The organism is Rhodobacterales bacterium HKCCA1288 (genome assembly GCA_015693905.1).
Lineage (GTDB): Bacteria > Pseudomonadota > Alphaproteobacteria > Rhodobacterales > Rhodobacteraceae > M30B80.
Window position 1 is genome coordinate 2,495,300 of sequence record CP065161.1, and the last position, 25,187, is coordinate 2,520,486.

Annotated in this window: 24 protein-coding genes and 1 tRNA gene; 7 read left to right on the forward strand and 18 right to left on the reverse strand. The window is 53.5% G+C overall.

Annotation, left to right across the window (positions count from 1 at the left end; all coding sequences use genetic code 11):
* Positions 1-2: 2 nt before the first annotated feature.
* The 3 genes from I3V23_12280 to I3V23_12290 all read left to right on the forward strand — a co-directional run bounded on the left by I3V23_12280 (position 3) and on the right by I3V23_12290 (position 3,010).
* Positions 3-989: an adenosine deaminase gene (locus I3V23_12280; protein ID QPI85305.1), complete on the forward strand. Its 987-nt coding sequence runs from the start codon at positions 3-5 to the stop codon at positions 987-989.
* Positions 990-999: 10 nt separating this feature from the next.
* Positions 1,000-1,638: a uracil phosphoribosyltransferase gene (gene upp, locus I3V23_12285; GenBank protein ID QPI85306.1), complete on the forward strand. Its 639-nt coding sequence runs from the start codon at positions 1,000-1,002 to the stop codon at positions 1,636-1,638.
* 82 nt (positions 1,639-1,720) lie between these two features.
* Positions 1,721-3,010, forward strand: coding sequence for an SPOR domain-containing protein (locus I3V23_12290; GenBank protein ID QPI85307.1), 1,290 nt, complete (start codon positions 1,721-1,723; stop codon positions 3,008-3,010).
* A 5-nt stretch (positions 3,011-3,015) separates the two neighbouring features.
* On the opposite strand, the gene I3V23_12295 is transcribed toward I3V23_12290, so the two are convergent.
* From I3V23_12295 to I3V23_12305, 3 genes are read right to left on the reverse strand one after another with little or no spacing between them, the layout of a single operon-like run.
* A complete protein-coding gene (locus I3V23_12295; protein QPI85308.1) occupies positions 3,016-4,038 on the reverse strand; it encodes a hypothetical protein in 1,023 nt (340 codons plus the stop codon).
* Between the two features lie 15 nt (positions 4,039-4,053).
* Positions 4,054-4,707: a glutathione S-transferase N-terminal domain-containing protein gene (locus I3V23_12300; GenBank protein ID QPI85309.1), complete on the reverse strand. Its 654-nt coding sequence runs from the start codon at positions 4,705-4,707 to the stop codon at positions 4,054-4,056.
* Positions 4,708-4,729: 22 nt separating this feature from the next.
* Positions 4,730-5,152 (reverse strand): MerR family DNA-binding transcriptional regulator, encoded by a 423-nt coding sequence (locus tag I3V23_12305; protein ID QPI85310.1) that lies wholly within the window; start codon positions 5,150-5,152, stop codon positions 4,730-4,732.
* A gap of 139 nt (positions 5,153-5,291) precedes the next feature.
* On the opposite strand from I3V23_12305, the gene I3V23_12310 reads away from it, so the two are divergent.
* Genes I3V23_12310 through I3V23_12320 form a run of 3 tightly spaced genes read left to right on the forward strand, consistent with a single transcriptional unit; the run spans position 5,292 to position 7,470 of the window.
* On the forward strand, positions 5,292-5,765 hold the full coding sequence (locus I3V23_12310) for a PaaI family thioesterase (protein QPI85311.1): 474 nt from the start codon (positions 5,292-5,294) through the stop codon (positions 5,763-5,765).
* Positions 5,765-6,157, forward strand: a complete 393-nt coding sequence (locus I3V23_12315; protein QPI85312.1) for a PaaI family thioesterase — start codon at positions 5,765-5,767, stop codon at positions 6,155-6,157. Before I3V23_12310 ends, I3V23_12315 begins: the two co-directional genes overlap by 1 nt.
* Positions 6,154-7,470, forward strand: a complete 1,317-nt coding sequence (locus I3V23_12320) for an MATE family efflux transporter (protein QPI85313.1) — start codon at positions 6,154-6,156, stop codon at positions 7,468-7,470. The genes I3V23_12315 and I3V23_12320 overlap by 4 nt, the downstream gene beginning before the upstream one ends.
* On the opposite strand, the gene arsC is transcribed toward I3V23_12320, so the two are convergent.
* Genes arsC through I3V23_12335 form a run of 3 tightly spaced genes read right to left on the reverse strand, consistent with a single transcriptional unit; the run spans position 7,467 to position 9,203 of the window.
* Positions 7,467-7,802, reverse strand: coding sequence for an arsenate reductase (glutaredoxin) (arsC, locus tag I3V23_12325; protein ID QPI85314.1), 336 nt, complete (start codon positions 7,800-7,802; stop codon positions 7,467-7,469). The two genes, I3V23_12320 and arsC, sit on opposite strands and share 4 nt — an antisense overlap.
* Positions 7,793-8,845 (reverse strand): quinone-dependent dihydroorotate dehydrogenase, encoded by a 1,053-nt coding sequence (locus I3V23_12330; protein ID QPI85315.1) that lies wholly within the window; start codon positions 8,843-8,845, stop codon positions 7,793-7,795. The genes arsC and I3V23_12330 overlap by 10 nt, the downstream gene beginning before the upstream one ends.
* Positions 8,846-8,864: 19 nt before the next feature.
* A complete protein-coding gene (locus I3V23_12335; GenBank protein ID QPI85316.1) occupies positions 8,865-9,203 on the reverse strand; it encodes a DUF952 domain-containing protein in 339 nt (112 codons plus the stop codon).
* Between the two features lie 90 nt (positions 9,204-9,293).
* Between I3V23_12335 and I3V23_12340 the strand changes: the two genes are divergently transcribed.
* Positions 9,294-9,367, forward strand: a tRNA-Gly gene (locus I3V23_12340).
* Between the two features lie 216 nt (positions 9,368-9,583).
* Here I3V23_12340 and I3V23_12345 read toward each other — a convergent pair.
* The 12 genes from I3V23_12345 to I3V23_12400 all read right to left on the reverse strand — a co-directional run bounded on the left by I3V23_12345 (position 9,584) and on the right by I3V23_12400 (position 25,179).
* A complete protein-coding gene (locus tag I3V23_12345; protein ID QPI85317.1) occupies positions 9,584-10,213 on the reverse strand; it encodes a hypothetical protein in 630 nt (209 codons plus the stop codon).
* A 77-nt stretch (positions 10,214-10,290) separates the two neighbouring features.
* Entirely contained in the window at positions 10,291-13,704 is a 3,414-nt protein-coding gene (locus I3V23_12350) for a hypothetical protein (GenBank protein ID QPI85318.1), read from the reverse strand.
* The gene (locus tag I3V23_12355) at positions 13,701-14,585 is read right to left on the reverse strand and encodes a DotU family type IV/VI secretion system protein (GenBank protein ID QPI85319.1); all 885 of its coding nucleotides are present in this window, start codon (positions 14,583-14,585) and stop codon (positions 13,701-13,703) included. Before I3V23_12355 ends, I3V23_12350 begins: the two co-directional genes overlap by 4 nt.
* 2 nt (positions 14,586-14,587) lie before the next feature.
* Positions 14,588-15,907: a type VI secretion system baseplate subunit TssK gene (tssK, locus tag I3V23_12360; GenBank protein QPI85320.1), complete on the reverse strand. Its 1,320-nt coding sequence runs from the start codon at positions 15,905-15,907 to the stop codon at positions 14,588-14,590.
* Positions 15,907-16,455: a type VI secretion system lipoprotein TssJ gene (gene tssJ, locus I3V23_12365; protein ID QPI85321.1), complete on the reverse strand. Its 549-nt coding sequence runs from the start codon at positions 16,453-16,455 to the stop codon at positions 15,907-15,909. The genes tssK and tssJ overlap by 1 nt, the downstream gene beginning before the upstream one ends.
* Positions 16,452-17,321 (reverse strand): FHA domain-containing protein, encoded by an 870-nt coding sequence (locus tag I3V23_12370; GenBank protein ID QPI85322.1) that lies wholly within the window; start codon positions 17,319-17,321, stop codon positions 16,452-16,454. The genes tssJ and I3V23_12370 overlap by 4 nt, the downstream gene beginning before the upstream one ends.
* Entirely contained in the window at positions 17,318-18,001 is a 684-nt protein-coding gene (locus I3V23_12375; protein ID QPI85323.1) for a transporter substrate-binding domain-containing protein, read from the reverse strand. Before I3V23_12375 ends, I3V23_12370 begins: the two co-directional genes overlap by 4 nt.
* A gap of 55 nt (positions 18,002-18,056) precedes the next feature.
* Entirely contained in the window at positions 18,057-20,624 is a 2,568-nt protein-coding gene (gene tssH, locus I3V23_12380) for a type VI secretion system ATPase TssH (GenBank protein ID QPI85324.1), read from the reverse strand.
* An 11-nt stretch (positions 20,625-20,635) separates the two neighbouring features.
* Positions 20,636-21,574, reverse strand: a complete 939-nt coding sequence (locus I3V23_12385) for a type VI secretion system baseplate subunit TssG (protein ID QPI85325.1) — start codon at positions 21,572-21,574, stop codon at positions 20,636-20,638.
* The gene (locus I3V23_12390; GenBank protein QPI85326.1) at positions 21,565-23,364 is read right to left on the reverse strand and encodes a type VI secretion system baseplate subunit TssF; all 1,800 of its coding nucleotides are present in this window, start codon (positions 23,362-23,364) and stop codon (positions 21,565-21,567) included. Before I3V23_12390 ends, I3V23_12385 begins: the two co-directional genes overlap by 10 nt.
* 3 nt (positions 23,365-23,367) lie before the next feature.
* The gene (locus I3V23_12395; GenBank protein QPI85327.1) at positions 23,368-23,772 is read right to left on the reverse strand and encodes a GPW/gp25 family protein; all 405 of its coding nucleotides are present in this window, start codon (positions 23,770-23,772) and stop codon (positions 23,368-23,370) included.
* The gene (locus tag I3V23_12400; protein ID QPI85328.1) at positions 23,773-25,179 is read right to left on the reverse strand and encodes a type VI secretion system contractile sheath large subunit; all 1,407 of its coding nucleotides are present in this window, start codon (positions 25,177-25,179) and stop codon (positions 23,773-23,775) included.
* Positions 25,180-25,187 lie beyond the last annotated feature (8 nt).

Here is a 25,187-nt window from a genome sequence, read left to right on the forward strand (position 1 = left end):
CGATGTCAGATATGGCCCGCGTCAAAAAGGTTGAATTGCACCTTCATCTTGAGGGGGCGGCACAGCCTGATTTTATTCGTCAGATCGCCTTCGAAAAAAAGGTGGATTTATCGGGCATTTTCACCGCGCAAGGCGGTTATGACATTCATGATTTTGTGCATTTTCTGCGCGTCTATGAGGCGGCAACATCGGTTCTCACCACGCCCGAAGATTATGCGCGTCTGACGCGCTCTGTGCTTGAGGCATCAGCAGGCCATGGGGTGGTTTATTGCGAAACCTTCTTGTCCCCTGATTTTTGCGGCGGTGGGGATATTGGTGCTTGGCGCGAGTATCTTTCTGCGATGACCGAAGCCGCAGATGCCGCCGAGCGGGATTTTGGGATCACGATGCGGGGCGTGATTACGGCGGTTCGTCATTTCGGGCCAGATCAGGCGAAGCGGGCCGCGCGCTGTGCTGCGGAAACGGCGGGGCGCATGATTTGCGGCTTTGGAATGGCGGGGGACGAGAAGATTGGCCATGTGCGCGATTTTTCGTGGAGCTTTGATTGCGCGGCCGAGGCAGGACTACCCTTCACCATTCATGCAGGCGAATGGGGGGGCGCGCAATCGGTGCGCGAGACGCTAGATGCCTATAATCCGCCCCGTATCGGGCATGGTGTCGAGGCGATCAGTGACCCTGACTTGGTCGCACGCCTTGCCGATACGGGTGTTGTTTTGGAATGCTGCCCTGTGTCGAATGTTTTTCTTGGGGTTTTCCCAAATTGGAAAAGTCACCCGCTTGCGAGTCTGCGCGAGGCTGGGGTCAAAGTAACCGTGTCAACCGATGATCCACCCTTTTTCCATACCAATATGAGCCGTGAATATGAGGCCTTGGAACAGCATTTTGGGTGGGCTGAGACGGAATTCACGGAAATAAACCAAACCGCGCTTGCGGCGGCCTTTTGTGATGAGGAAACCCGCGCGCGCGTTGCAAAACGGCTTGAAAGCTAGGGGGAAGACTATGCCAGAATTCGATACACTGACCATCGTGACCCATCCGCTTGTGCAACATAAGCTGAGCTTGATGCGCGATAAAAACTGCGCCTCCCAAGATTTCGCGCGGCTTTTAACCGAAATTTCGATGCTGATGGCCTATGAGGTGACCCGCGATTTGGCGGTTACCACCACCGCCGTTGAGACCCCGCTTGAGGTGATGGATGCGCCGACACTTGCAGGGAAAAAACTGGCTTTGATTTCGATTTTGCGGGCGGGCAACGGAATGCTTGAGGGGATGCGCGCCGTGATCCCCGCTGCGCGGGTTGGATTTGTCGGGCTGTATCGCAATGAGGAAACGCTTGAGCCCGTGGATTACTATCTCAACCTGCCCTCGCACCTGTCCCAACGTCATGTCATCGCCCTAGATCCCATGCTGGCCACGGGCAATTCGGCGGCTGCGGCGGTGGATAAAATCAAATCGGAAGGGGCCGTTGATATCAGTCTGATGACATTGCTGGCCGCCCCTGAGGGTGTCAGGACATTCGCCGCTCGCCATCCTGATGTGCCAATTTTTACCGCGGCCTTGGATCGCGGTTTGAACGAAAAGGGGTATATCCTTCCGGGTCTAGGGGATGCGGGGGATCGGATATTTGCCACCAAATGAGGGGCGGATATCTATTTGTTCTGTTATGTGCCTTTACTATGTCTAAATATTGATTCATTCTTGCCCCAATTCGGGGGCTTGAATGGTCAAAAAAGCAGTAAAATTTTGGGGCAGCATGGGATTTTCTGCAACGGTTCTATCCTCAATGGTTGCCGTTGCTGGGCAGGGGATCGCGCAGAACCTAAGGCCACCCGCGGAATTCCCCCCCCAGTCATTCACCTCTGAACAATATGTCGACAGCACAGGCTGTGCGTTCATTCGCACGGGGCAGGGGGCTTCGACAGATTGGATTCCGCGTATCTCGCGGGATCGCAGGCAGATTTGCGGTTTGCCGCCCTCCCTGTCGCAAATGGCGGCGGCCCCTGTCGCAACTGCCCCGGTTGTGGGTGCAGCGCCCGTGACACGGCCCGCACAGGCCCCCATGCGCCTGCGGGAACCCGTTGGTGTGGCACCCGCTGCGGCACCTGTCATGGCGATTGTTCCGCCCGTGCCAAGCCCGTCAAATAATTCCAATCGCTGCATCATTCGCGCCCGCGATGGCAGCGTGACCGAAATTCGCAGCCGCACGGCAATACGTTGTGGCCCGCAACCCATTCACCCTGCCGATGGGTTGGCCCGTTCTGAGGCTCGCGCGCCATTGGCGGTTCCCGCCATAATTGCGGGTGCCGCGACAGGACGGATTGGGGCAACGGATCCAAGCGGGATTATCGTGCCCGAAGGGTATCGGCCTGCGTGGTCAGATGGGCGTCTCAATCCGATGCGGGGGCCGCGCACGGCTACGGGTGATGCGCAAATGGCTCAGATTTGGGATCAGGGCGTGCCAGCGCGTCTGCAAAATGACCGCAGGGGACGCTTGCGCTTTGGCCTGCAAAATTTTTTCGCGGGCCTATTTAGCGGTGGCAGACCACCCGTTGCCACAGCGGTGGCAGCACCCGTGCCTATCCCACAGGCCATTGCAACGCCTCAAGCCATGGAGGCGCCGTCAATTTTCGTCAGCCGATCCACACGCGCGCAACCCGCCGCACAACCGCAGGGGCCCGTGACGCAATCAAGCCGCAATGCCCCAGCCGCAGAGGCAGCACCCGTCCCGCCCCGTAGCGGCCTAAGGGCCTCAGAACCTGCAACGGTTCAGGCAACAGCCATGCCCACAGTTTCCGTGACAGGGGCCTTGGTTCGCGCCGCCACCTATAGCACGCGGAACGAAGCCGCGCAGACCGCCGCGCAATTGGCTCAATTTGGCATGACTGCACGGCTTGGGCGTATGAGTTCGGGATATGCGGTTCTGGTCGGTCCGTTCTCAAGTGATGCAGCCACGCAACGCGCGGCATTGGCCCTGCGTGCGGCAGGGTTCACCTCGGCCCGCGTTCAGTGATCTGTTCACTCAGTGCAAATCTCCTGCAGGGCAACCCATCTCGTATCTTCTAGCAAGGGCGCATTTGGTGCTGTCCGCAGGGGGTCTGCCTCGATCAGGCTAAGGGTGTTTTCACCCGAGATATCGAGTGCGTAGGCGTAAGGCTGCGAGGAAATCTCGGCCTGTGCAAATTGCGATAAAAGCGCCTCATCGGCCACATCTGTTGGTGTTTCGGTCAGCAGACTGGCGGCGCGCGCAGCCAGATGCGTGTCGCTGATCTGGCCTGTGGTCAACAGTCGAAATGTCGCCCATAAACCCGCCTCTTGCAGCAGGGCTTGGGTGGGGTTGCTGTCCACCAAGCGTATATATTCCGACAATAAAAACCCTGCCAACACATCAGGGCTTTGGTAATCCTCAACCACGGATCGGTTGAGCACGATCAAATCACCGGGCAAATGTAGGCTTGCGGGCAGACCATCACGCAGAACCACAAGCCGCGGCACGGTCGGCGTGGCGATGAACACCCGCCGCGCAAGGGCTGCAAGCGCGGCTTGCCCCGCGGTTTGATTGCAGCTTGGCCCCGTCAGTTGGATCATCTCTGTGAGAATATCCTGACCTATTTCGCGCTTTTTTGCCTCGGGCAAAAGATGCACTGTCTGGCGCACCAAGGCATCAGGCAACCAAAACAGGCCCAAGCCCAGAACCACTGCCGCGGTTGTGGCCGCCAGAATACCACGCAACCGCCCCGGATGGGGGCGATGGCGGTCAATCATACTGCGCAGCTTTTCGATTGCGGCGATCATGTCCTCATCCGCGATCTCTAGGCTTTCGTCACTCCCCTCCACAGGCACATAAAGGGCTGGCAGCTCGCCTGGATTGACGCGGATCACCGCGGCCAGCGACCAATGGGTGAGCGCTGTTTCTGAAAGGGTCGATATGATCAAAGAAGTGTTGCCCAAATTGATCAACACTTCGCGGCGTTGGCTGTCGCCAACATCGCGCCAAAGGCCTGTGGCCTCTAGTTTTTGATATTCCTCTAACGCGGTCACGCACTGCCCTCGCGCTTATGCATCGCGAAACCCGTTATCTTTGCCCAAGGTTGGCGCAGGCATTAGGTCATAGGGATGTGCCCAATTGGGTTGGTGGGCCAAGCGGGTCAGCCATGCCGAAATCGCAGGATAATCGGCGCGCGTGAAATTGAAATTTTCAGGATAATAGAGATAGCCCGCGCAGGCGATATCCGCCGCTGAGACACTGTCGCAGGCAATCCAGTCGCGGGTGCTGAGCACCCCTTCGAGAATGGAAAGCGCGGCCTGCATCCGCCCCGTCAAATACCCAATAACGCCCGCATCTCGTTTGTCCTCGGGCGCGAAATTCATCAAAAACCGCAACGGCCCCGCAGTGCCCGAAACCTTTTGATTATCGAACAAAATCCACCGCAAGATTTCTTGACGATCTGCGGCACTCGCCCCTGCAAGTTTGCCTGTTTCATCCATAACCCAAGTTTGTATCAACCCTGATTGGGTCAGGATTTTACCCCCTGCATCTAGCACGGGAACTTCGCCCATTGGGTTTATTGCGCGAAACTCTGCACCGCGCGCCTCGCCGTTGAAGAAATCAACAAAACGGGGCTGCCAAGGCACACCTGCCAATGTTAGGCACAGCGCGGCTTTATAGGCATTTCCAGATTCCCCAAAACAATAGAGGGTGTTGGTCACGGCTCGGTTTCCTTATGTCACGTTATGACTGTGGGTCTTGATCCGATTTTCGGTCTGCCAGCATTTGCGCCACCAAATCAATTTGACTTTGCAAATCTCGAATGGCTTGGCCTAACTCGGTATATTGTGCCTGCATATCGTGCAATCTTTCACGCCCAACTTCTAGGCTTCTTTCCAGTTGCGTCACTTGATTGTCGCCAAGTGCATAAAGGTCAAGCAATTGTCGCATCGCCTCTAAGCTAAAGCCAAAGCGTTTGCCCTGTAAAATCAGTTTAAGACGTGCTTGATCGCTGCGGGAATAAAGCCGCTTTTGTCCCACACGCAAGGGGGCCAACAGCTCCTTGCTTTCGTAGAACCGAAGGCTGCGCGGCGTCACTTGAAACAGGGCGCACATCTCGCCGATGGTGCGAAAATCGGCCTCGCGCTGTGGGGCGTCTGATGGCATTTGCGGCATCCTCGGCTGATCCATGATTTGACCACAGCTTATCATAGAATTGGTATCGATGTAATTTGCGCATTGCCGCGGGCGCGCGCTGCGCGTTAGATGGTGCAGATCATTAACCCCAATTTGTTGGATTATGCCCGTGCCCTCCGACCAGTCGGATATCCTCCATGTCGCGCAAAGTTTCATCACGCAACTGCCCTATGCGGCGGCGTTGCAGATGAACATTGTTGCCCTTGGATCTGGGACTGCGGCGATGACGATGCGGGTTCTGCCCGATCTTTGTGATGCGGTGGGCGCGCTGCATGAAGGCGCACTTACGGCGCTGATGGACACCTGTGCAGGCACAGCAGTGGTGGCGCATGACAGCAAACCCCTTGCGACCGCGACCTTAGATCTGCGCCTTGATGTGATGGGCCAGAGTGCAAAAGGCACTGTTCTGGCCAAGGCGGAGTGTTACGCCATCAGGGGAAATGTGGCCTTTGTCACTGTGGCGGCCACTGATCAAGAGACAGGCGCGCTTTTGGCCAAAGCCAGCGGAAGTTTCACGGTCGAATATGGGCCAGAGGGCAAGGGTGTCTTGGAGATGGTCAACCCGCAAAAGAGGCAGGGCTGATGCAGCAGATTTTGAACCAGCTGCCCTATGCGCGGTTTTTGGGCCTAGAGGGCCAAAAGGGCGGGGTAATCAAATTGCCTTATCGTGGCGTTTTGATTGGCAATCCGATTTTGCCCGCGCTGCATGGCGGGGTTACAGCATCGGTGCTGCAGATCACGGCGCAAACCCATGTTATTGATGCGCTCTCTATCCCGCTGACAACCCCGCCAAAGTTGATTGATTTCACTGTGGATTATTTGCGCCGCGGCCTGCCCGAAGATGGGTTTGCCAAGGCGCAGCTGACCCGCGCGGGGCGCCGTTTTGCCTCGGTCTCGGTCACGATGTGGCAAGGTGATCCAGACACTCCCATTGCCGCGGCGCATGGCCATTTTGCCTTGGTGACAGCCCCATGACGGACCAGACCCCGCCCTTGACCCATGCGCGGGTGTTGCGCATCGCCGTGCCTGTGGTTTTGTCAAACATCACAGTGCCGCTTTTGGGTTTGGTCGACACGGGCGTTGTTGGCCAATTGGGTGATGCAGCTATGATCGGCGCGGTGGGCTTGGGTGCGATATCCATGACCACTGTGTTTTGGATTTTTGGATTCTTGCGCATGGGCACTGTCGGCTTGGCCGCGCAGGCCCATGGGGCAGGGGATCAGGCAGAAATCTCGGCCTTGCTGTCGCGTGTTTTGATGATTGGCGTGGTGGCTGGTGTGCTTTTGATCCTGCTGCAATCGGTAATTTTTGCGGCTATTTTTGCGATAGCCCCCGCAAGTGATGCGGTCGAGGCTTTGGCGCGCGATTACATGGCAATCCGCATTTGGTCTGCCCCCGCGGCAATCGCGATTTATGGCATCACGGGGTGGTTGATTGCCGCTGAACGCACAGGCGCCGTGTTCGTTTTGCAGCTCTGGATGAACGGGTTGAACATCCTGCTGTCAGTGGGGTTTGTGTTGGGTTTGGGCTATGATGTCGATGGTGTGGCCGCGGCCACGGCCATTGCAGAATGGTCGGGCTTGGCGCTTGGGCTTTATCTGTGTCGCGCGGGATTTTCGCAAGCGGCATGGCGCGATTGGCCGCGCGTTTTTGATCGCGGGCGGCTGTTGCATATGGCGCAGGTCAACACCGATATTTTGATCCGTTCCGTCTTTCTGATGGCGGGGTTTACCTCCTTCATCTATATCGGCTCGGATTTCGGGGATACGACCCTCGCTTCCAATCAAATTCTTATGCAATTCATCCATATTACCGCCTATGGGTTGGACGGATTTGCTTTTGCCGCCGAAAGTCTTGTTGGAAAATCCTTAGGGGCCAAAAACCGCGCCGCCTTGCGCCGCAGCGCCATGATGACGGCGCTTTGGTCGGGCGGTGTGGCGGTGGTGATGGCCGCAGCTTTTTGGGTCTTTGGAGGCGAGATTATTGATATTCTCACCACTGCGCCCGAAGTGCGGATTGAGGCGCGTGATTACCTGTTTTGGATGGTGCTTGCGCCGCTTGTTGGGTTTCAAGCATGGATTTTGGACGGGATATTCATTGGCGCAACCCGCACCCGTGACATACGCAACATGATGGCCCTGTCTTTCGCAGGCTATGTCATACTGTGCCTGACGCTGATCCCCGCCTATGGAAATCACGGGTTATGGGCCGCGTTGTTGGGGATGTTCATCCTGCGCGGTCTCAGCCTTGGGGCGCGCTATCCCGCACTTGAGCGCAGCGCGACCTAAAGCAGCGTAAGGATATTTTCAGGCGGGCGGCCAATCGCGGCGGCGGTTTCACTGATCAAAACAGGGCGTTCAATCAGGCGTGGATCATCGGCCATGGCAGCCAAGATTGCGGCTTCATCCGTCAAATCCACCCCCGTTTCGCGGGCCTCTTTTGCGCGGATCAAATCGCGGGCAGGGCGGCCTAGTTTTGCGATCACTGCGGCCAGTTCGGCATGGGTGGGCGCGGCGTCTAAATAGGCGCGCGTGTCAAACTCGATGCCCCTCTCTGTCAGCAATGCCAAAGCCTGACGGGATTTCGAACAGCGTGGATTATGCCAGAGGGTCAAAGCCATGCGTCAACCCCCGTGCCGATGGCAGATTGCAAACTGTCATGGCCATCTTGCGCAAGAGCGGCGTCAAGGCCTTGAAGGATATCGGCAACCAAACCCATACCCCCATAAACAAGCCCCGTGTAAAGCTGCACCAAATGCGCGCCCGCCTTGATCTTGGCATAGGCTTGATCCGCATTGGCCACGCCCCCCACACCAATCAAGGCAATCTTGCCGCCTGTTTGCTGCGACAGTCGTGCCAGAACTTTGGTGGATCGCTCGAACAAGGGTTGCCCTGACAGGCCCCCAGTTTCGCGCCGATGGCGCCCGCGCAACCCCTCGCGTGAAATGGTGGTATTGGTGGCAATGATCCCCGCAAGCTGCATCCGCAAGGCAAGCTCTGCAATGGCGTCAATCTCGTCATTGGTCAGGTCAGGTGCAATTTTCACAAAGAGGGGCACGGGGCGCGCGAGATCAAAATTCGCATCCATTACCCCTTGCAACAAGCGCTCAAGCTGGTCTGCGGCCTGTAGGTCGCGCAGGTTCTCGGTGTTGGGCGAGGAGATGTTGATCGTAGCAAAATCAATCAGCCCCCCACAACGGGCCAAAACCAAAGCGTAATCTGCCGCGCGATCCGTGCTGGTTTTATTGGCGCCCAAATTCAAACCCAAAGGAATGCGATGGGGGCGCTCGGCCAGACGTTTGGATGCAGCCTCCATGCCTTCATTGTTAAAGCCAAAGCGATTGATCACTGCGCGGTCACGCGGCAGGCGAAACACACGGGGTTGCGGGTTTCCCGGTTGGGCCTGCGGCGTGATTGCCCCCACCTCAAGAAACCCCAACCCTGTTTCCATTAAGGGCGCAATTGCGGTGGCATTTTTGTCAAAGCCCGCCGCAAGGCCAAGCGGGTTTGGGAAATTCATCCCCGCCACAGTTGTTGCCAAACGTGCGGTGGTGATTGGCCCTGGTTTGGGGGCAAGCCCCATGTTCAGCGCGGTCAGCGCAAGACCATGCGCGCGTTCAGGCGAGATCAGGCGCAAGGCAGCAAGGGCGGCTTTTTCAAACATCAGATGTCCTAATCTCTCATCACCCGTTCAAATCGGGCAGAATGTGAAGACCATTTTCAAGCGTCAATTCATGATGCCATAAAACCCCGTCTAAGGGCAGCTTGCCATATAAATGTGGGAAAAGATCGCCGCCGCGCGACACCTCCCACCGCAGGGCATCGCCAAAGGCATCGGCCTCATAGGCGGCAAGGATCAATCCTTCGACAGCTGAAAAATGCTTGGCCAAGGTTTCGGCCACCTGCGCTGCGGTCGAGAAATGGATATAGCCATCGGCCTGATCAATCGGCGCGCCAAGGGTTTCTTTCTGGGCGCAAAGCGCGTCCCATTCGGAAGGGCGGAGAATTTTGAATATCAACATATGTGTGCTGTGCGGAAATCCGCATCATAGGTCAAGGCTCATTCATCCTTGACGAAAACGGGACGATGACTTACCCCCAGATTCAAGGACGCGGGTATGGTGTAATGGTAGCGCCCTAGCCTTCCAAGCTAGTCGTGCGGGTTCGATTCCCGCTACCCGCTCCAAAAACTCCTTGAATTCCGATATTTTTAAGATTTTTACCGTCGCGCATGATGCCTACGTTACGGTTCATGTTACATTTTAAGGGCGCGTTTCTTTCAAAAGTATTTACTCTTCGAGTGTACCTGGAGAGCAACCACACATAAGAATATATCTTGGAGCTTTCGTTTGTTTCCGCCAACAGATTTAGTCAACAGGTAACGAATAGTCACACGGACCATTCAACTCCACAAATTCATCTCTTTTCTCATGAAATGTTCAGCCTTATCTTTGGTATCCAACTGTGCCACCATACTACTATAGGCTGCCAAGGTTAGCTTTGTTGGGTTCGCGGTTACGCCGTTCTTAAATACAACGTAGAGGCTACCATCTTTTTGAATGGTCTGTTGACGAATAAAGCCTGCAATATGTAAGCCCACCAATTCGCGCCCTGTAACTGTTAGGCCAAACTTTTCGTCAAAAACATTTTCGGGACTCAAATCTGAAGCGCAATGAAACTCCTTAAGGCCGTGGACAGCACCACAAAGCCAGGCATCGTTATACGTAACACTCCACTTCCCCTTAACAAGACTTAGAATCGACCCCCCCTCAAGAGAATTTGCCGAACCTTTAGAGGAAGGATGTTTGAAATTATCCATCTCTTTTGGAGTGATACCTCGCTCCCCCTTCTTCTGCTCACGCAGATCGCCGTTGTCATCCCTCAAATGACGACCAAATATCACAAAATCTAATGGGGTATTCTTTGTTTTTAAATAGACTTCCCATCCAGTATCCACCGTAACGTTTCCTCGCTCCTTATTTTGCAACTTTGCAGTTTCAAAATCTGATGAGAATACCTTGAGATCGTACATCGGTAATGCTCCTATCTATTTCATTTTAATTCGTGCAGTTTTACTATTCCAACCAGCCTTGTTCTTTTCCCGAAGCCCTACTCTTGAGGGCGATCTGGAAAGTTAAAAAGTGTGTCAGAAACGCTAACTGTCGAAAAGAACCCTGGCGCGAATGGGTTGTGCCTGACTGGCGCTTCAAACTGCAAACGCACCGTTCCCGCCTCATGAGAGAAGGCAACTTCTGCCAGCCCAAGGGAAGGGTTAATCGTAGCTTCTCCCGCCTCTATCAAACGGAACCAAGACCATGGCCCAACAAAGGTCTCGTTGATCACGGCGCGCGACCGTGCGAACAAACGCAACGTCAAATCACTGTTCTGCAGCCCAGTAACGGGCCAAGTTTGCGCATCCCAAAAGAGCGGGCCATGCCTAAACTGATGCAGAGTGATACCTGAGGACAGGTTCAATTCACTGAGCGTGTTCGACATAAAACCCGTCCGAACCGAGAATTCCAGATATGGGTTCGCTTCGGTAAACATAGAGGCCGTGATTTCGGCAAAGCGTTCGAAGGCACGTTTCGCTTCGTCTGTCATATCTGCCTGCCCAGACAACAGGAAAGATGGTCGTGGCTCAAAGCTGCCATCTTCCGCCTTGAACCGCGACAGATAAGTAGCATCAAAAACTGCGATCTTACCTTCAGGCGCAAACAGGTCGGCGAATTCCACAAGTGGGAAATCTGCATCACTGTTACGATTGAATGGGAACGTCATGGTCAAGGAAGCGCCATGGGGCGCCATGATTTGGCGCTGCCATTGGGTATCTATATAATCATAGACAAATTCCATCGCGCGATCATCGAGCGTGACAGCAATACTGCGGCCGAAATTACGGATGATGTCCAATTCAGATCGACTCACAAAGGCGTTCAACACGCCCAATGGGTTGGCGCTCTCGGCCGCTTGGAACTGTTCGAACAAGAATTGGCCTGTGCCATTGGGAGCCGTGCTTGCCTCTAAAAGCCACTGGTTCACATCACGGGCATATGTCAAAAACAGATCAAACTGGCTCTGTTGCTCAGGCTGTGCCGTAGCCGCATCAATATACTGACGGAAGGCTGTCCTGATGTTGCTCGCTGTCGCGGCCTCAGCATTGGCCGATGCAGGTGCAAGAACCGGCTGCGCGGGAGCTTCGTCGCCATCGGTGGGGGCATCCGCTGGTGCGTCAAGATAAATTCTGATGTCGGTATTTTCTGCCAGCGCTGCCGCCAAGCGATCCATCGGATTTTCAGAAGCATTGGTCAGGGATTGCATCAAAACCTGTGCATCGCCCCATCCTTCTGCGTCACGCAAACGTAGGGAGGAGAGAAACGCGCTCCAATGCGCGATATAATCAGCCGTGTAGTTTTGCGCGACACGGCGGACGATGGAGTTTTGGGTTGCATTATCTAGCGCACCAATAACTTCTTCATAGGTATTCAACATGGCCTCGAGATCGGGCATTTCACCTTGCTCGAAGAGATCGTCAAACCCACCGCGCGTATATCCGCGCGGAACAAGATAAACCAAAGGATCTTCGATAGGATCAAACACTTCAAAGAAGCGCGGCCCGATTTCCTGACGCAGATCAACCCGCTCCGCAAATTGGCTCTGGCGCATAAGCGATGCATAAAGCAGATCGGCCGTATCCAAATCAGACAAGGTCGCAGTGATCACGGCGCGCAGTTGCTCGTTGCGCTCGGTAGGGGGTTGGTTGATCTCGAAGAGGTCCGTCAAGGTGGCGCGCAATTGCGCCTGAAATACACCAGACACTTCGCCCTGTTCAGCAAGCCCATCAGAGAAATACCTGATAAGATCGGCTGAATACCGCTGTTGATCGGAATAGAATTGGGCAGCAACAGACGCTAAGCGGATCAACTGCACCCCATCCGCCAAAGCATTATAGGCGAATGTTTCTTTCTCAATGAAATCAACTAAAGTTGCCTGTAGCCCTTGGGTCAGTTCCTCTTGGTAAAGGCGTTCATAGGTTTTCTGCATCGACCATCTCGGCAAGAAAGGTCGATAATGTTGGCCATTTAGGGCCTCGTAATCCCGCAGGCCTGCGCGGATGGGTTGCAGCATCAAAATCCGCTGAACCAGAAAATCCCCATCCGTGGTCACGCTTCCTAGATCGCTGTAATATTGATCAAACGCGTCATTCATCTGTGCATTTACGATCGCATAGCTGCGATAGTTTTCCCACATAGCCAGACCAAAGGCAGCGAGAAACGCGGCCAATCCAACAGACCACAGCGTAGCGGCAAGCCGCGATTGATAGAGTTTGCGCCGGTTGGGTTGCGCGATAAAACTTTCGCGGTGATAGGCGGCAGCCAACTGCCCTGCATTCTCGGTGGTGACGCTATCTGGTGCTGTTTCACAATGCGCCATCAAAGGGGGCGCATCAAAAAACCTTTGCCCTGAAACTTGGCTGAGTGGATCAACCGCCGCCATGCTCGCGCGTGCGCCCACAAATGCGATGCTTTGTAGGTTCAAAGGTGTGCGGCGCGGTGGCAAAGGTTGTGACAAGGTCGCCACACGATCAATCAACTGGGCCTTCAATAGCGCCAGTTGCAGCGGCGCATTTACAAGCGAGGCGCAAAAATCAGGCGATAATTGCTTTTGTAAAACCCGAAACTGCACCGCAGTCAGACTTTCCGTCAATTCGCGGAATAGCTTTTCGATCCGAACAGCAAGACTTGGCTCCTCTGCGCTGAGGAAGCCGCCAAATATCCGCCCGTCACCCATGTGCTCCGTAAGGATAGCAGCGCGCGCAATATCGGGGATATGTTCAAGCCCAACCAAAGCGATGTGCACTGGCAGATCGACACCGAATTCATCCGCGGCCACATTCAAAATGCGATTAATATTCGAGACATTACCCGTCTCTGCCGCAGCGGTTTGCATCAGCCCCGCAAGCTCATATTCAACAAACGCCCCGTTAACGGCTAGGCTTGGGCGGTTTTTCATTAGGCATCCCAAAACGATGCTGAGTAGATCAAATGACAACTCTGACCCTGGCGCGACTTCAATGCGATAAGCGATCCCTGTAGGGGATGTCCATGTCGTAAAGGTTAACCCTTTATGTGAAAGAGGATCCCCAAACTCCACATAGCCCAATTCGGCCATCGTAGTCGCCCGACTGTCCTTTTGCATAGCCAAGAACAGCACCCATGACACACTCATTGGATCACGATTGATGATCTTAGCTCTTGCGCGGGCTTGGCGGAATTGTCGCAACGCCGATGCACGCAACGCCCGCAATTCTGCTGCCATAGGATCATGCACCCAGATGCGCTTGCGGAAAATGAAAATGAGCACCGCACCAAGGATCGTTAGGGTTACAACGACCCCCAGCCAGATCAACAAAGTCAGATCAAACGTCCCACCAACCAAAAACCGATAGCCAAAATAGGCCAACTGCACGGTCATGATGGCCGCGAAAATGACAACCAATAGTTTTTGCCACACACCCTGCTTCATGGTCGCGCTCGGGTCACAACTGTCCCGCTTTCACTGCTGTAGATATAATCAACCGCACTTTCAGATTGGGCGATTTCGCGCCGCTCGGAAAAGCTTTGATATGTAAGATGATCCATACGACTGCGTGCGCCCCAAACAACGAGAGCCACAGATAGAACTAATCCGACTGTTGCAGCGATTTTGCGACTTGCAGGCACGATGCGTCTTGGTGGTTTAGTATCCTGGATTGGCCGCCCAATCGCTGCAGGCTTGTCGTGGCGAGGCACAAGATTTAACGCCGTCTCGATGCGGTTTAACAATTGATCCCGCTCAGATTCATTGCCAGTGGTATATTTCCCACGATACCCAAGCTTCAGGAAAATATAGATGATCTCAAGAAACTCGGTGAGGGCTTTGGGTTGACGCAAGGCGCGCTCTGCCACGCTATAAAAACGATCACCCCCGTCACGAAACCCAAAGAGATCTGCCACAAGGCTGCGGTTTTCCCATCCGCGATCTTTGCTCCATGGGCTGAGCATCACAAACTCATCAATGACAATCGCAAAAAGGAGACACAGATTTTCCGCGACAGACGGAGGATAGTCTAAGTTAATTGCTCTATATTTCAGATCAATAATCGCGCGTGACATCTCCATACGCGTTGTGCCCAACTCACCGGCGGGGGACATCCGCACCATCACACCACAAAGCGCTAATAGATCGGCAGACACATTGATGAGACGGTTTCGTGAACCGTCAAAACCCCGAAGGGCACGATCAAGGTTTTGCAAATCAGCGGTCGAGACAGGCGAGAGTTGCGCCATTCCCATCACGGGCGGCCGCGCAACACGCGCGGCATTCTCTACCTCGTCCCCTGCTGTTTCGGAAAAAACATCCGTCATGATTAACCTAACATATAAAGGGTCGCGTCCACCGTGGCGATCCTGTCATCCACGTGCAGAGCAAGGGCCTCGCGCTTACTCAAGAACCGTTGCCATATCGGGCTGCTGGTGTTGATTGAGAAGAATGCAGCATCGCTGCGTGAACGTAATTCAACAGGCGGCGCGGCCAAAGGTGTCAGATCAATGCCTGGCAAACCGCGCGACACCAGTTCTGGCATGGCCGACAACCCCGCAAGTTTGCAGGCCAACGGGCCAACTTGCGCCAAGGCATTGGCCCCATCAGGCCCAGAAAGCGCGAGAATTGGGCGGCGCTGCTCTGCCAATACACGCGCGGGGATAACCAAGCGCAACAGTCTTCTGCTTTCGAAAAGCTCTGTGTTCCAAGGCAAAGACATAACGCTTGACGGCTTTTCGAGCGTTAGCTTGCGGTGCAAATCCGTCAGAACCGCATCAAAACAATCTTCCATTTTTTCTGGATCATAGAGCATGCTTTCGGGCGTTGCCCGTCCAAGAATAGCATCCAGTTCTACCGATAAGGTCGCAAACCCTTCATACAACGCGCGCGGCGAAATACGACCCGAATGCTTGGCATTTTGGAGGATCAAAAGCCAACGGTTCAAAACCTGCAACTCTAAACGCTCAGACAGAAGGCTTGCATCGCTGCGCACGCCCGTTTCACTGGTCACACGGCTTGCGGCATTTTCCGCACGCAATCGCGCGAGAGAAATAGTTTTCTCAAGCCGCTCAGCTAAAATCTTCGAGGCGCGCAGATCAATCGCCCGCGGCATGAAGGATCGGTCTAATACGACACGCCCCTCGCTGGTTTTCTCCAAAATTCGAGCGACTGGAATTGTCGCAAAGCCTGACAGATCAGAACTGCCAAGTTTCAGGCTTACCCCCACTTCGGCGAGTTCCGTTTCAACAGGCTCATTTTCGGGGTCGTTGATATCTCGCAACTCGCGGCGGGTCTTGATCATACGCGCAGTGTCGCCATCTTCACCAAATTGCGCAGCGCCCGTGATGGCCAATGGCACAGCAAGGTGAACCACTTCATCAACAAGGCCATCGGGTATATCCATGACCACTTCTTTGGCGAGGCGGAAAAACAGACGATCAGGCAAAATACCCGCCGCGTGGCGCACTGCAAATTTACCGACATCTAAAACATCGGTGTTCAGTTCCAGTTCACTGACGCCGAAATCGCCCGCATCCAAGGAAAGCTGGGCAACTTCGTTGACATAGCGCTGCAGGGAGATGTCAAAATGTTGAAAATGCTGAGGGGCGATGAACATGCCCTCTGACCATACAATCGCACCACTCATTACTCACCTCCCCCAAAGAGCTTGGAGAGGAAACCAAACCTTCTCCGTGGGCTTTCGGACTCTTCACCCGCATCGCTAGGATTACGGAACTGGATTGAAATCCCTGACGATGTCACAGATACCGTCACACCATTATCAAGTCGTTCCGCGTCAATTGGAACAGCCGCGCGAAATTCTTGGGTGCTGTAATCAGCAAATTCCGCGAATGCGCCTAAATAGAACACATCAGGCTCTAGATCAAAAGCGACCAGACGGGTCTCCCCAGGATAGAGCGGAGACAAGCTTCGCTTGTCGAGAACCACACCTGCAAGGTCGGGTGAATTGTCGTTGAAGATATCCCAGAAACTCGCCGCTTCAAATTCCGTGCGTGAGCTGAGTTGATAAAGCCGCACAACAATCGAGTTCGCGGAGTTGTTATACTGGTTCACATTAGGCCCAGCCTCAACACTCAGTGTTTTGTTCACGGGCATTGGATCTTCGGGAGGTGGCGCGCAGGCAATTAAAGCCAGACAGGCCGCTCCTAGGATGAATGGACGCACTGACATCATAGCTTGCGCATCTCCTCTGCGAAGAGTGCCATGAAGCTACGGCGAAATTCTCCACTTGCCTTTTTGCGCGCAAATTGACGGGCATGGATGCGCCAATAGCGTTTTTCTCGGCTGACGAGGCGAGGAATGAATTCATCATAATCCTCCTTGAGAACTGATGGATCGAGTTCTTCAAGAAAACGCTCAATCGCCTTTTCCATCGCAGCGGATACTTTCTCGCGCTGTAAGGTATTATGAAGAGGGGCTTGATGGAGTTGCCTGTTGGCCTCGTATGCCGCCACATCCATCACTTCAACCGCTTCATCTCGCATAGGGGCCGATTGATCTTTTTCAGCTTCGGCCTCCTCGCGCATTTCGGGGCCTTCCGCGAAAGGATCGAACATCAAATCTTGTTCAAGATCGAGGTCTGAGCCCGTAAATCCTGTCTCAGGCTCTACCAAGGTTTCTTCGACATCTTGGTCAGGCAAAAGTGGATCATCACCTGCAATGTCAGTTTCGACATGGAATTTATGATATTGTTGGTTCACTGCTTCTTCTTCCATTTCTTTCTCCACAAGCCCAAACATAAGCTTGTAACCTGCGAAGCTGACGACATCCCCATCCTTAAGGGTTTGGGGATCTTGAGAAGGCAACTCACGACCATTCAAAATGGTGCCTGTTTCGCTATTACCCGTGATCGAGTAGCTGCCGGTTTCAATCCGTTGAATTATGATATGCGTAGGGGAGATTTTTTCTGACAGGTCAGGCAAGCAGATATCGCAAGCGAAATCTCGACCAATGGTGATCCCATCTGCATCAAGATAAAACTCACGTTTCGTCACCGTTTCGGTGGCAGGTATCTGCAAGAGCTGAACACTTAACGTCATTGGATTTCCCTCACGCAGCGTTCGATTTCATTATTAAAACGACCCAAGAACAGCGGGTTGGCGTCGATGTAGGATTGCGCAAAATGCACAGACATGTCCTGACGCCCAAAAGGAATTTTCTGAAATTGATCTTCGGACAGGCCACGGGCCTCCATGAAATGCGCAAAGATCAACTCATATTCTAGGGCTACATCGATATCACCCACGATCAACATGTTCAAAAGCGACTCCGCATCACGTGGGCGCATCACAACATTATACCCATTGCGGTGAAGAAACTGCCATTTTGAGGTGGCGAATTTGGCACTGTATCTTGCGGACAATGCATCGCTGGGATCGTTTGGATCTACGTCTGAGGAGAGTAGCATATACCACGCCAAATCCTCGGACACGACAGGCGCCGAAGGAACCGAATATTCAGCCCGCGTGCTGTTCGCTGACCCCACAAAAAAACCGTCATATTCTCCTGTCTGCGTGCCCAATTGCGCATCGGCCCAGACAGTCATGATCAGCTCATAGGGCACATTCATCGCGTCAAGGGCACATTGGATACGCTCAACCGCGATACCTGTCATCTGATCCCCTTCAATCATTTGATAGGGTGGCAAATTTTGAGTGGCTAACCGCAACACAGGCCCAGTTTGGGCAATAGCTTGCACAGGAAAAATCAGTGCAGCCATGCCAAACGCAGCCGCCCTTATCCTTTGCAACAAAACATATTGCCATTGCATTGCGTTACTCCATCTTCAAGACGACATCCGTGCCATCATGCGAGACTGTGATTGACTGCATTGGCCGATCTTCAATCACGCGTGTGATGCATTCTTCGGCCAATCTAGGAAGGAATTTTTTGTTAATAATTGCCTCAAGTGCGCGCCCCCCAGACAAAGGGTCGGAATTACTGCGCACCACATAATCGACAAAACTTTTCTCCCAACCAAACGCTGCGCCATATTGCGCTGCAATTCGTTTTTTAATCCGATTGAGATGGATTTCGGTCAACTTGCTGCCAACCTCTGGGGTCAAAGGACGATAGGCAATCAATTCCGTTCGACCGATAAAGGCTGGGCTAAACCAATCCAGCAAAAGAGGCCGCAAATGATCGGCCAGTTCCTGTGAGGTTGGGGGGTGATCTGCACCATCAATATAGTCACGGATTTCCTCACCACCCGCATTTGATGTCATAATGACAATCGTGTTCCGAAAATCGACATCATTGCCTTCGCTGTCTGAAATATGGCCCTTGTCGAAAATCTGAAAAAACACATCCTGAATTTCGCGATGCGCCTTTTCCATCTCATCAAGCAACAACACGGAATAGGGGCGGCGGCGCACAGCTTCGGTCAAAACACCACCTTTGCCATAGCCAACATACCCTGCGGCGGCACCTAACAACATTGAGACTTTATGGGCCTCTTTGAACTCCGTCATGTTGATCGTTGTGACGGCTTCCTCTCCACCAAAAAACTGATCCGCTATTGCAAGGGCCGTTTCAGTTTTTCCCACGCCAGACGGCCCACACATAAGAAACACACCAATCGGCTTACGCGTATCTGTGAGGCCTGCGCGTGCGATCTTCAACGAGCGTGCAATAGCATCAATCGCATCATCTTGGCCGATGACACGTTTTTTGAGGCTTTCTTCCAGATGCAATAGGCGTTCAGCTTCGCTGGCGCTGACATTTGACATTGGCACGCCCGTCCAATCTGAAACAACCTCGGCGATGGTCGCGCGCGCCACCCATGGATGAACGAGAACAGTGCCATCTTCATCGTCTTGGCCCTGCGCACTCACCGCGCCACTGTCCTCAGCAGCGGCACGCGCCACGTTGAGCTTGGATTCAACCTTGGCCTTTTGATCCTGCCACATTGCGATACGCTCAGAGACAGTGGCTTGCAAATCTTCAATATTCGAATTGAGGTCGCTTGGATCAAAATCAGCATCACCAAACATCCGCGCATCGGCATCGAGTTTGTTCAATTCCGCCTCAAGAAAGCGGAGCTCTTCTTCCAATGTCTCAATTTGGACAGGCCGTGCATGCTGCGACAAGGCCACGCGTGCGCAGGCTGTGTCCATCAGGCTAATCGCCTTATCAGGCAAACGGCGTGATGGCATGAACTGGATCGACAAATCCACTGCCGCTTTAATCGCGTCCTCGCGCACCATGACATCATGATGCTTGCTTAGCCCCTCCGCCACGGCACGCAAAATATTCACTGATGCATCACGAGATGGCTCTTCAATTGTAATCGGCTGGAACCGGCGAGAGAGGGCTGGGTCTTTTTCAAAATACTTTTTGTATTCTGCAAAAGTCGTGGCCGCGACTGTGCGGAATTCACCGCGCGCCAAAGCAGGTTTTAACAGGTTAGCCGCATCATTCTGGCCTTCTGTGCCCCCTGCGCCAATCATTGTATGCGCTTCATCGATGAAAACGATGATTGGAGTTTCAGAGGCTTGCACCTCTTTGATCACGTTTTTCAGGCGTTCTTCGAATTCACCTTTTACACTCGCACCAGCCTGCAAAAGCCCCATATCTAGCGCCACAAGGTCTGCACCTTGAAGTTGTTCTGGGACTTCCCCCGAAGCAATTTTTTGCGCGAGCCCCTCCACCACGGCCGTCTTCCCAACGCCTGGCGCTCCCAGAAGAATGGGGTTATTCTGGCGCTTGCGTAACAATACATCAATCGCCTTGGACACTTCGGCCGTGCGACCCAGAACACGGTCAAGCTGCCCTGCACGAGCCTGCTCTGTCAAATTGACCGTGTATTTCTGAAGCGCCGTGCCTTGACCGCTGGACGCGGGCTGACCTGCACCACTGACGGATGTAGGGGCAAGGCCGGCTGCTGCTTTCGCTGATTTGGCCGCAAAATCAGATAAAGCATCGGTCGACAAAGGACGCAAAGCCGTCAACGCAACGGGCTTAGCCCCAAGCGCATTCGGTAGCTGGCTGACAAGGAAAAACAACTCGGGTGTTATCTCCCCAAACCCAAGTTCAATCGACCCATGCAGCCATGCTTGCTCAATCAATTTACTCAGATTGCCCGATAAGGTTGGCTGCGATTGGGCTTCGCCTGTGCCATAGGGCATCGCACGTTCAAGCTCAGACTGAAGATCCGACAGCGACACACCTTGGTCTTCTAAGAAACCCTGCAGAGCCGTGTTGTTTCCAAAAATCACATGGAACAACCAATGCGCAGGTTCGACTGTCGTCACCTTGCGTTTCATGGCTTCTCCCACCGCATTCTCCAAAGCGGCGCGGAGAGAGGGTGATAGTCGGGCAACAAGTTTCGTGAGGCTCGCCAAGAGAACTGATCCTATGCTGGTATTTGCGTAAGTTTTATCTGCGCCGCCGCATGGGGATGGCGAGCAGGATTAAGTAGGTTGTAAGCCCCCAAGCGATCCGCTTGAGCAGCTGTTGCTGAGAGCCGCGGCGCATTAAGGCAGGCGCGCGTGAGATTGGCAAAGAAGGTGACAGGTGCGCGATCACGCAAATATTGCGCCGCGATGCTCCGCATTTCAGCCAAGGCATCTGTATCGGCAATCATGCGGTTCAATTCAGCGCGGTTGGCGCAAGAGATATGCACTGAGATATGCCCCATCGGCGTGCGCCCAAAACGCCCCAAAATGGCTCCTTGTCCAAGGGCCACCCCCGTTTCTGGGCAGCTGGTCAACCGCCCAAGGCTATCGCGATCAATGGGACGCATTGTCTTGAAATCAGCGCTAACCTCAACTGGCGACCCCGTCCACCACGCCAAAATATCCCGCAATCCTGCAAGGCTACGCGTGCGCGACAAAAGTGGCATCAACAGTTTCAAGAGCCGCGGATCATCCTCCCCGCGCGCCAACATTTGCAAAAGTCGCGACAGGATAGAAGCTGCCCTTTGGCCTTTCTGATCCTGTGTCGACACAAGAACAGACGCTCGCTCGACCCGCAGTTGCAGTTGCAAAAGACGGCGGTCAAAAATAGCCAGGAAATCACGCAAGCCCGCATCGTCAGCGTGTAAACCCGCAAGCATTGCAAATTGAATATGATCAGGCAAAGCACCATCAAACTTGGTCAATGGGCCATGCGCCAAACGCGCATCAAAGCTTCCGCTATTTTTCGCTACAGCACCATCCGTCACACTTCCATCTGGGAAAGGGTCAAATGCGCCTTGATCTAATGCGCGTTGAAAATATGGATTATTCAGGCGATCCGCCTGCACCAATGGCAGATCAATCAAAACAGAAGGGGTATCATCCTTTATCCGCATATCTGCCCCCCATGCTGACGCTTGAAGGTTTTGAAAGGGACAGTTCTGCCACGCTCCCGCAGAGTAAGTTTAAAGAAGCGATCGTAGCTGATAAGTGACGTGAAATAGAGGTGCAGTGCCGAAGCAAACACATGTTTGGAGAGAGGCAGCGCCTCAACATCCAACACCACTTCAATATGGCTACCCGCAGAAAGCAACACCTTGCGCCCGATTTGGACAGGCGCGATGGATTGGCTAACATTCACATCCCAAATCGCATTTGCGGCATCGCAATACCCATCAGGCGCCGCAAGATGCAGGGACTCTTTGAGCACCTCGACAGGGTTATCAGCATCGAACACTGTCGCAAAATTACCGTTTATTAATGCAAGTATGTCCCACAAGCGTTCTGCGCTTACATCTGGCATAACGGCCACGCTGGGTTCACCCAGCAAACGAAACGGCGTCTCAGCCACGCGATCGTCACGGAAAAATACCGTTGTATCGGGTCGCAGATGGAAGGCGGATTTCCCATTAGAGCAATAAAGATCTGCCACAATGTCCAAAGATGGCGCATCGTCTTCAAGTTGGGCAGGGATTGAAAAGCTCACTTCACGGCGCGCTTGATCGAATTCACCCACCAAAAAGCGTTCTTGCCATATGGGCTGGTTTTTATCCTCGCGCCTGCTTAGCGAGGTGATATTCGGAAGAGCCACTTCGCCGTCAGGGGTCAATTCGTAAATATTACAAATTTGCAAACACGCGACATGCATGTCGGTCGCTGTGTCAGGTTTGATCGGCACTTGCATACGCGCATAATCATAGCGTACGGGCGCAGAACGGTCGCGATATAGATTGATCACCGGAACAACATTGATCGATATATCGCCCATCTCTAGCGCTGAGAGCTTTTGCGCCCCCTGACTGGAAAGGAAAAAGCGCAACTCAACTGGGCCGGTTTGAACTTTTGAAAATCCACCATCCGTATCCGAGAGCGTGAAATACGATGCTTTGTCAGGATAGGCTAAAAAATCGCGCAAACGGGATAATGCGGCAGGTTCAGCGGCGTGCAGCGGCATGAAACTTGACCGCGCTTGCACCATCGACAAATCAAAACTGTGTTTCGGCAGCATATAAGTCGCTTGGGCAGGGGCCGCCCCGTCACGACTTGGGGCGTAACCTACCGCAATCACATCCCCTGCCAAAACATCAATCAAGCGATGCTTGCGTCCCCCGACAGCCGACACATAGATTTCAAAGCTTGAACATCCAAAGTCAGACAAGCCTTGGCCAGCGTCAAATGGGCTGATTGTTAAACATATCGCCGCCTCGCAACCTTGCACCATGTTAGGCAAATCAAATCGCAAGGGCGCACGCTCTAGTGAGGCATTTGTAAGGGCGCATGGGTTTAACTGGGTGTCGCGGGCGACTGTGAATAGACAATCGGGGGCATCACCGCTCATCATCACAGGCATAACCGTATCTTTTTTCAAAAAGACGGGATCACCTAAGGTTTCCGCATCTGCATCCAACCGCACCGCGGCATAACTTGGCGCGCCCAACAGGAAACTTGGGGCGACCATATTAATCAAATCCAAAGCGGTTTCTGGCAAAGTGTCATCTAACCGTTTCGACAAGCGCGCAGCGTGCAATGCGACTGAATCAGCCAATCTCTGCACATCGGCGTCTGTAGATTTTCCTGCACTGATCCCAAGAGCTTTTGCTTTTTGCGGATGATGCTTTTCAAATTCCGCAAAAGCGCGGCGCATGTAATCAAGCTCGGTCTCATAATATTGGAGGATTTGTTCCATCGCTTAGACGGCCTCCTCTTTATATTGATCCATGCGCGACAGGGTCTTGGTGATCTCAACCTGATCCATACCCGCCTGACTGCGCACAGCGCCCGCTATGAAAAAAGTGACTGCGTTTTCTTCAGCCTTATCTTGAAGTGATATTTCAGACATCAGGGCCAAGCGTGGCTCAAACTTTTCCAGACGATCCCGCAACATACTGCGGACTTGCGTATTGCGCTGCCCTTCGCCCAACGCCCAATCCATGGGAACGCCGAAGCACAAGTTGGACAGTTGCACATTGGGAAATTCAGGCCCAACCACGTATTCAGGGGCGATTGAATGCAGTAAAGTTTCAACCTGCAGACCGATTTGGTCTTCAATACTCTGCCCTGCGGACTGGTTTAGAAAGGCGGATGCAAAGCTCATTTACGCGGCCTTTCCTGCTAAGCCCGCCCCAAAATCGGTGCGCAGCGTGATGTCGCCCAAAACGTTGTCAATTTGGAACTGTGGTCGAACAACAACCTCACAATGAAAACGTGCGGCATCCGTGGTCGATTCAGATATACGCACGCGCGCGCCCTGAAGCGGAAAGCGGGCTTGCAATTCGTTCGAACTGCTTGACCCTGACACATAAGGATCGAACCAATCGTTTAAAATCTGCTCACATTCGGCGGATGTTTTCACCTGCCCGATCAATGCGCGAATTTGCACTTTGAGGTAATGAACAATGCGGCAGGCAATCATGACGGACTGAAGTTGCGTCACAATTTCAGAGGCCGCATTTCCACCCGTGTTGGTGACAGAACGGTTCCCCACAAAATAAAGCAGATTGTTTTTTGGACTTTCGGCCAAGGGAATGAAGCCCTGTTCTGCATAGATATGCGCAAGGTTTCGGGTCATACGAATATGAGCCCGCACGCCACGATTGCAGCCTTCGGGGATGGGATGCTCCGTGGGGGCAAGCACCGCCCCCTCGCCAGCATACGACCCAACAAGCTTAAGAAATCCAAACCAAGCATACCGCAAAAATTCAGAAATCACCGTGCGCAAAAAGTCATAGGCAGCACTGGCCCACAAACCATCACTCTGAGACGGCCATTGGTGAAACCGAAACCCGATATCTCGGTCTTGATAGCGACTGCGCAGTTGCGTTTTGAGCATAACCAAGGACAAAAACCGCGCATTCGGACGATTGCGCAACGCCTGCCAACTGCGATATTCATCACTGTGCAGAACGTTGGACACGCGCCGCGCATCACTGAGCCAAGCTGCGTCTTTTTCTCCCAAGAAATCATCTGCAAGACCCATGATGATCGGGCACATCACCGCTTCCCCTAACTCACAGACCAGCTGTGCGGTATAGAGGTCGTCAAATTCTGTCTCAAGGCTCATGGATAGCGGGTGATCTAGCATTGCGATGCCAAAGGGCTCTCCGCCCATCGTATCCAATTCGCGCTGCCCCATGAGTTTATAAAGGATCGATTGACGCAGCTCGCTTGTGTAGTGCAAATCGCGTGACAGCTCGTTCCAGCTTAAATCTAAAAGCTTGATCTTAACCGAAGGCGCGCCGCGTTTTGCCCAAACAACGGATGCAAGACCTGTCCATCTTGCCTCCATTTCTTGAAACTCTGGATGTTCGATGATTGCGCTCATCTGATCGGATAGGGCATCTTCGATATCCAAGATCGTGCGGCGCAAAAATGACGTTAGCGCGGGAACATCACCAAACCGCGTCTTAAGCCGCTCCAACATGTCATGCGAAACGGCAATCATCCCCGCCGCCCCATCGGGCAGCGGAGATGAAGAAGTTATATGATCTGACACAAAGGTCACGATGCCCC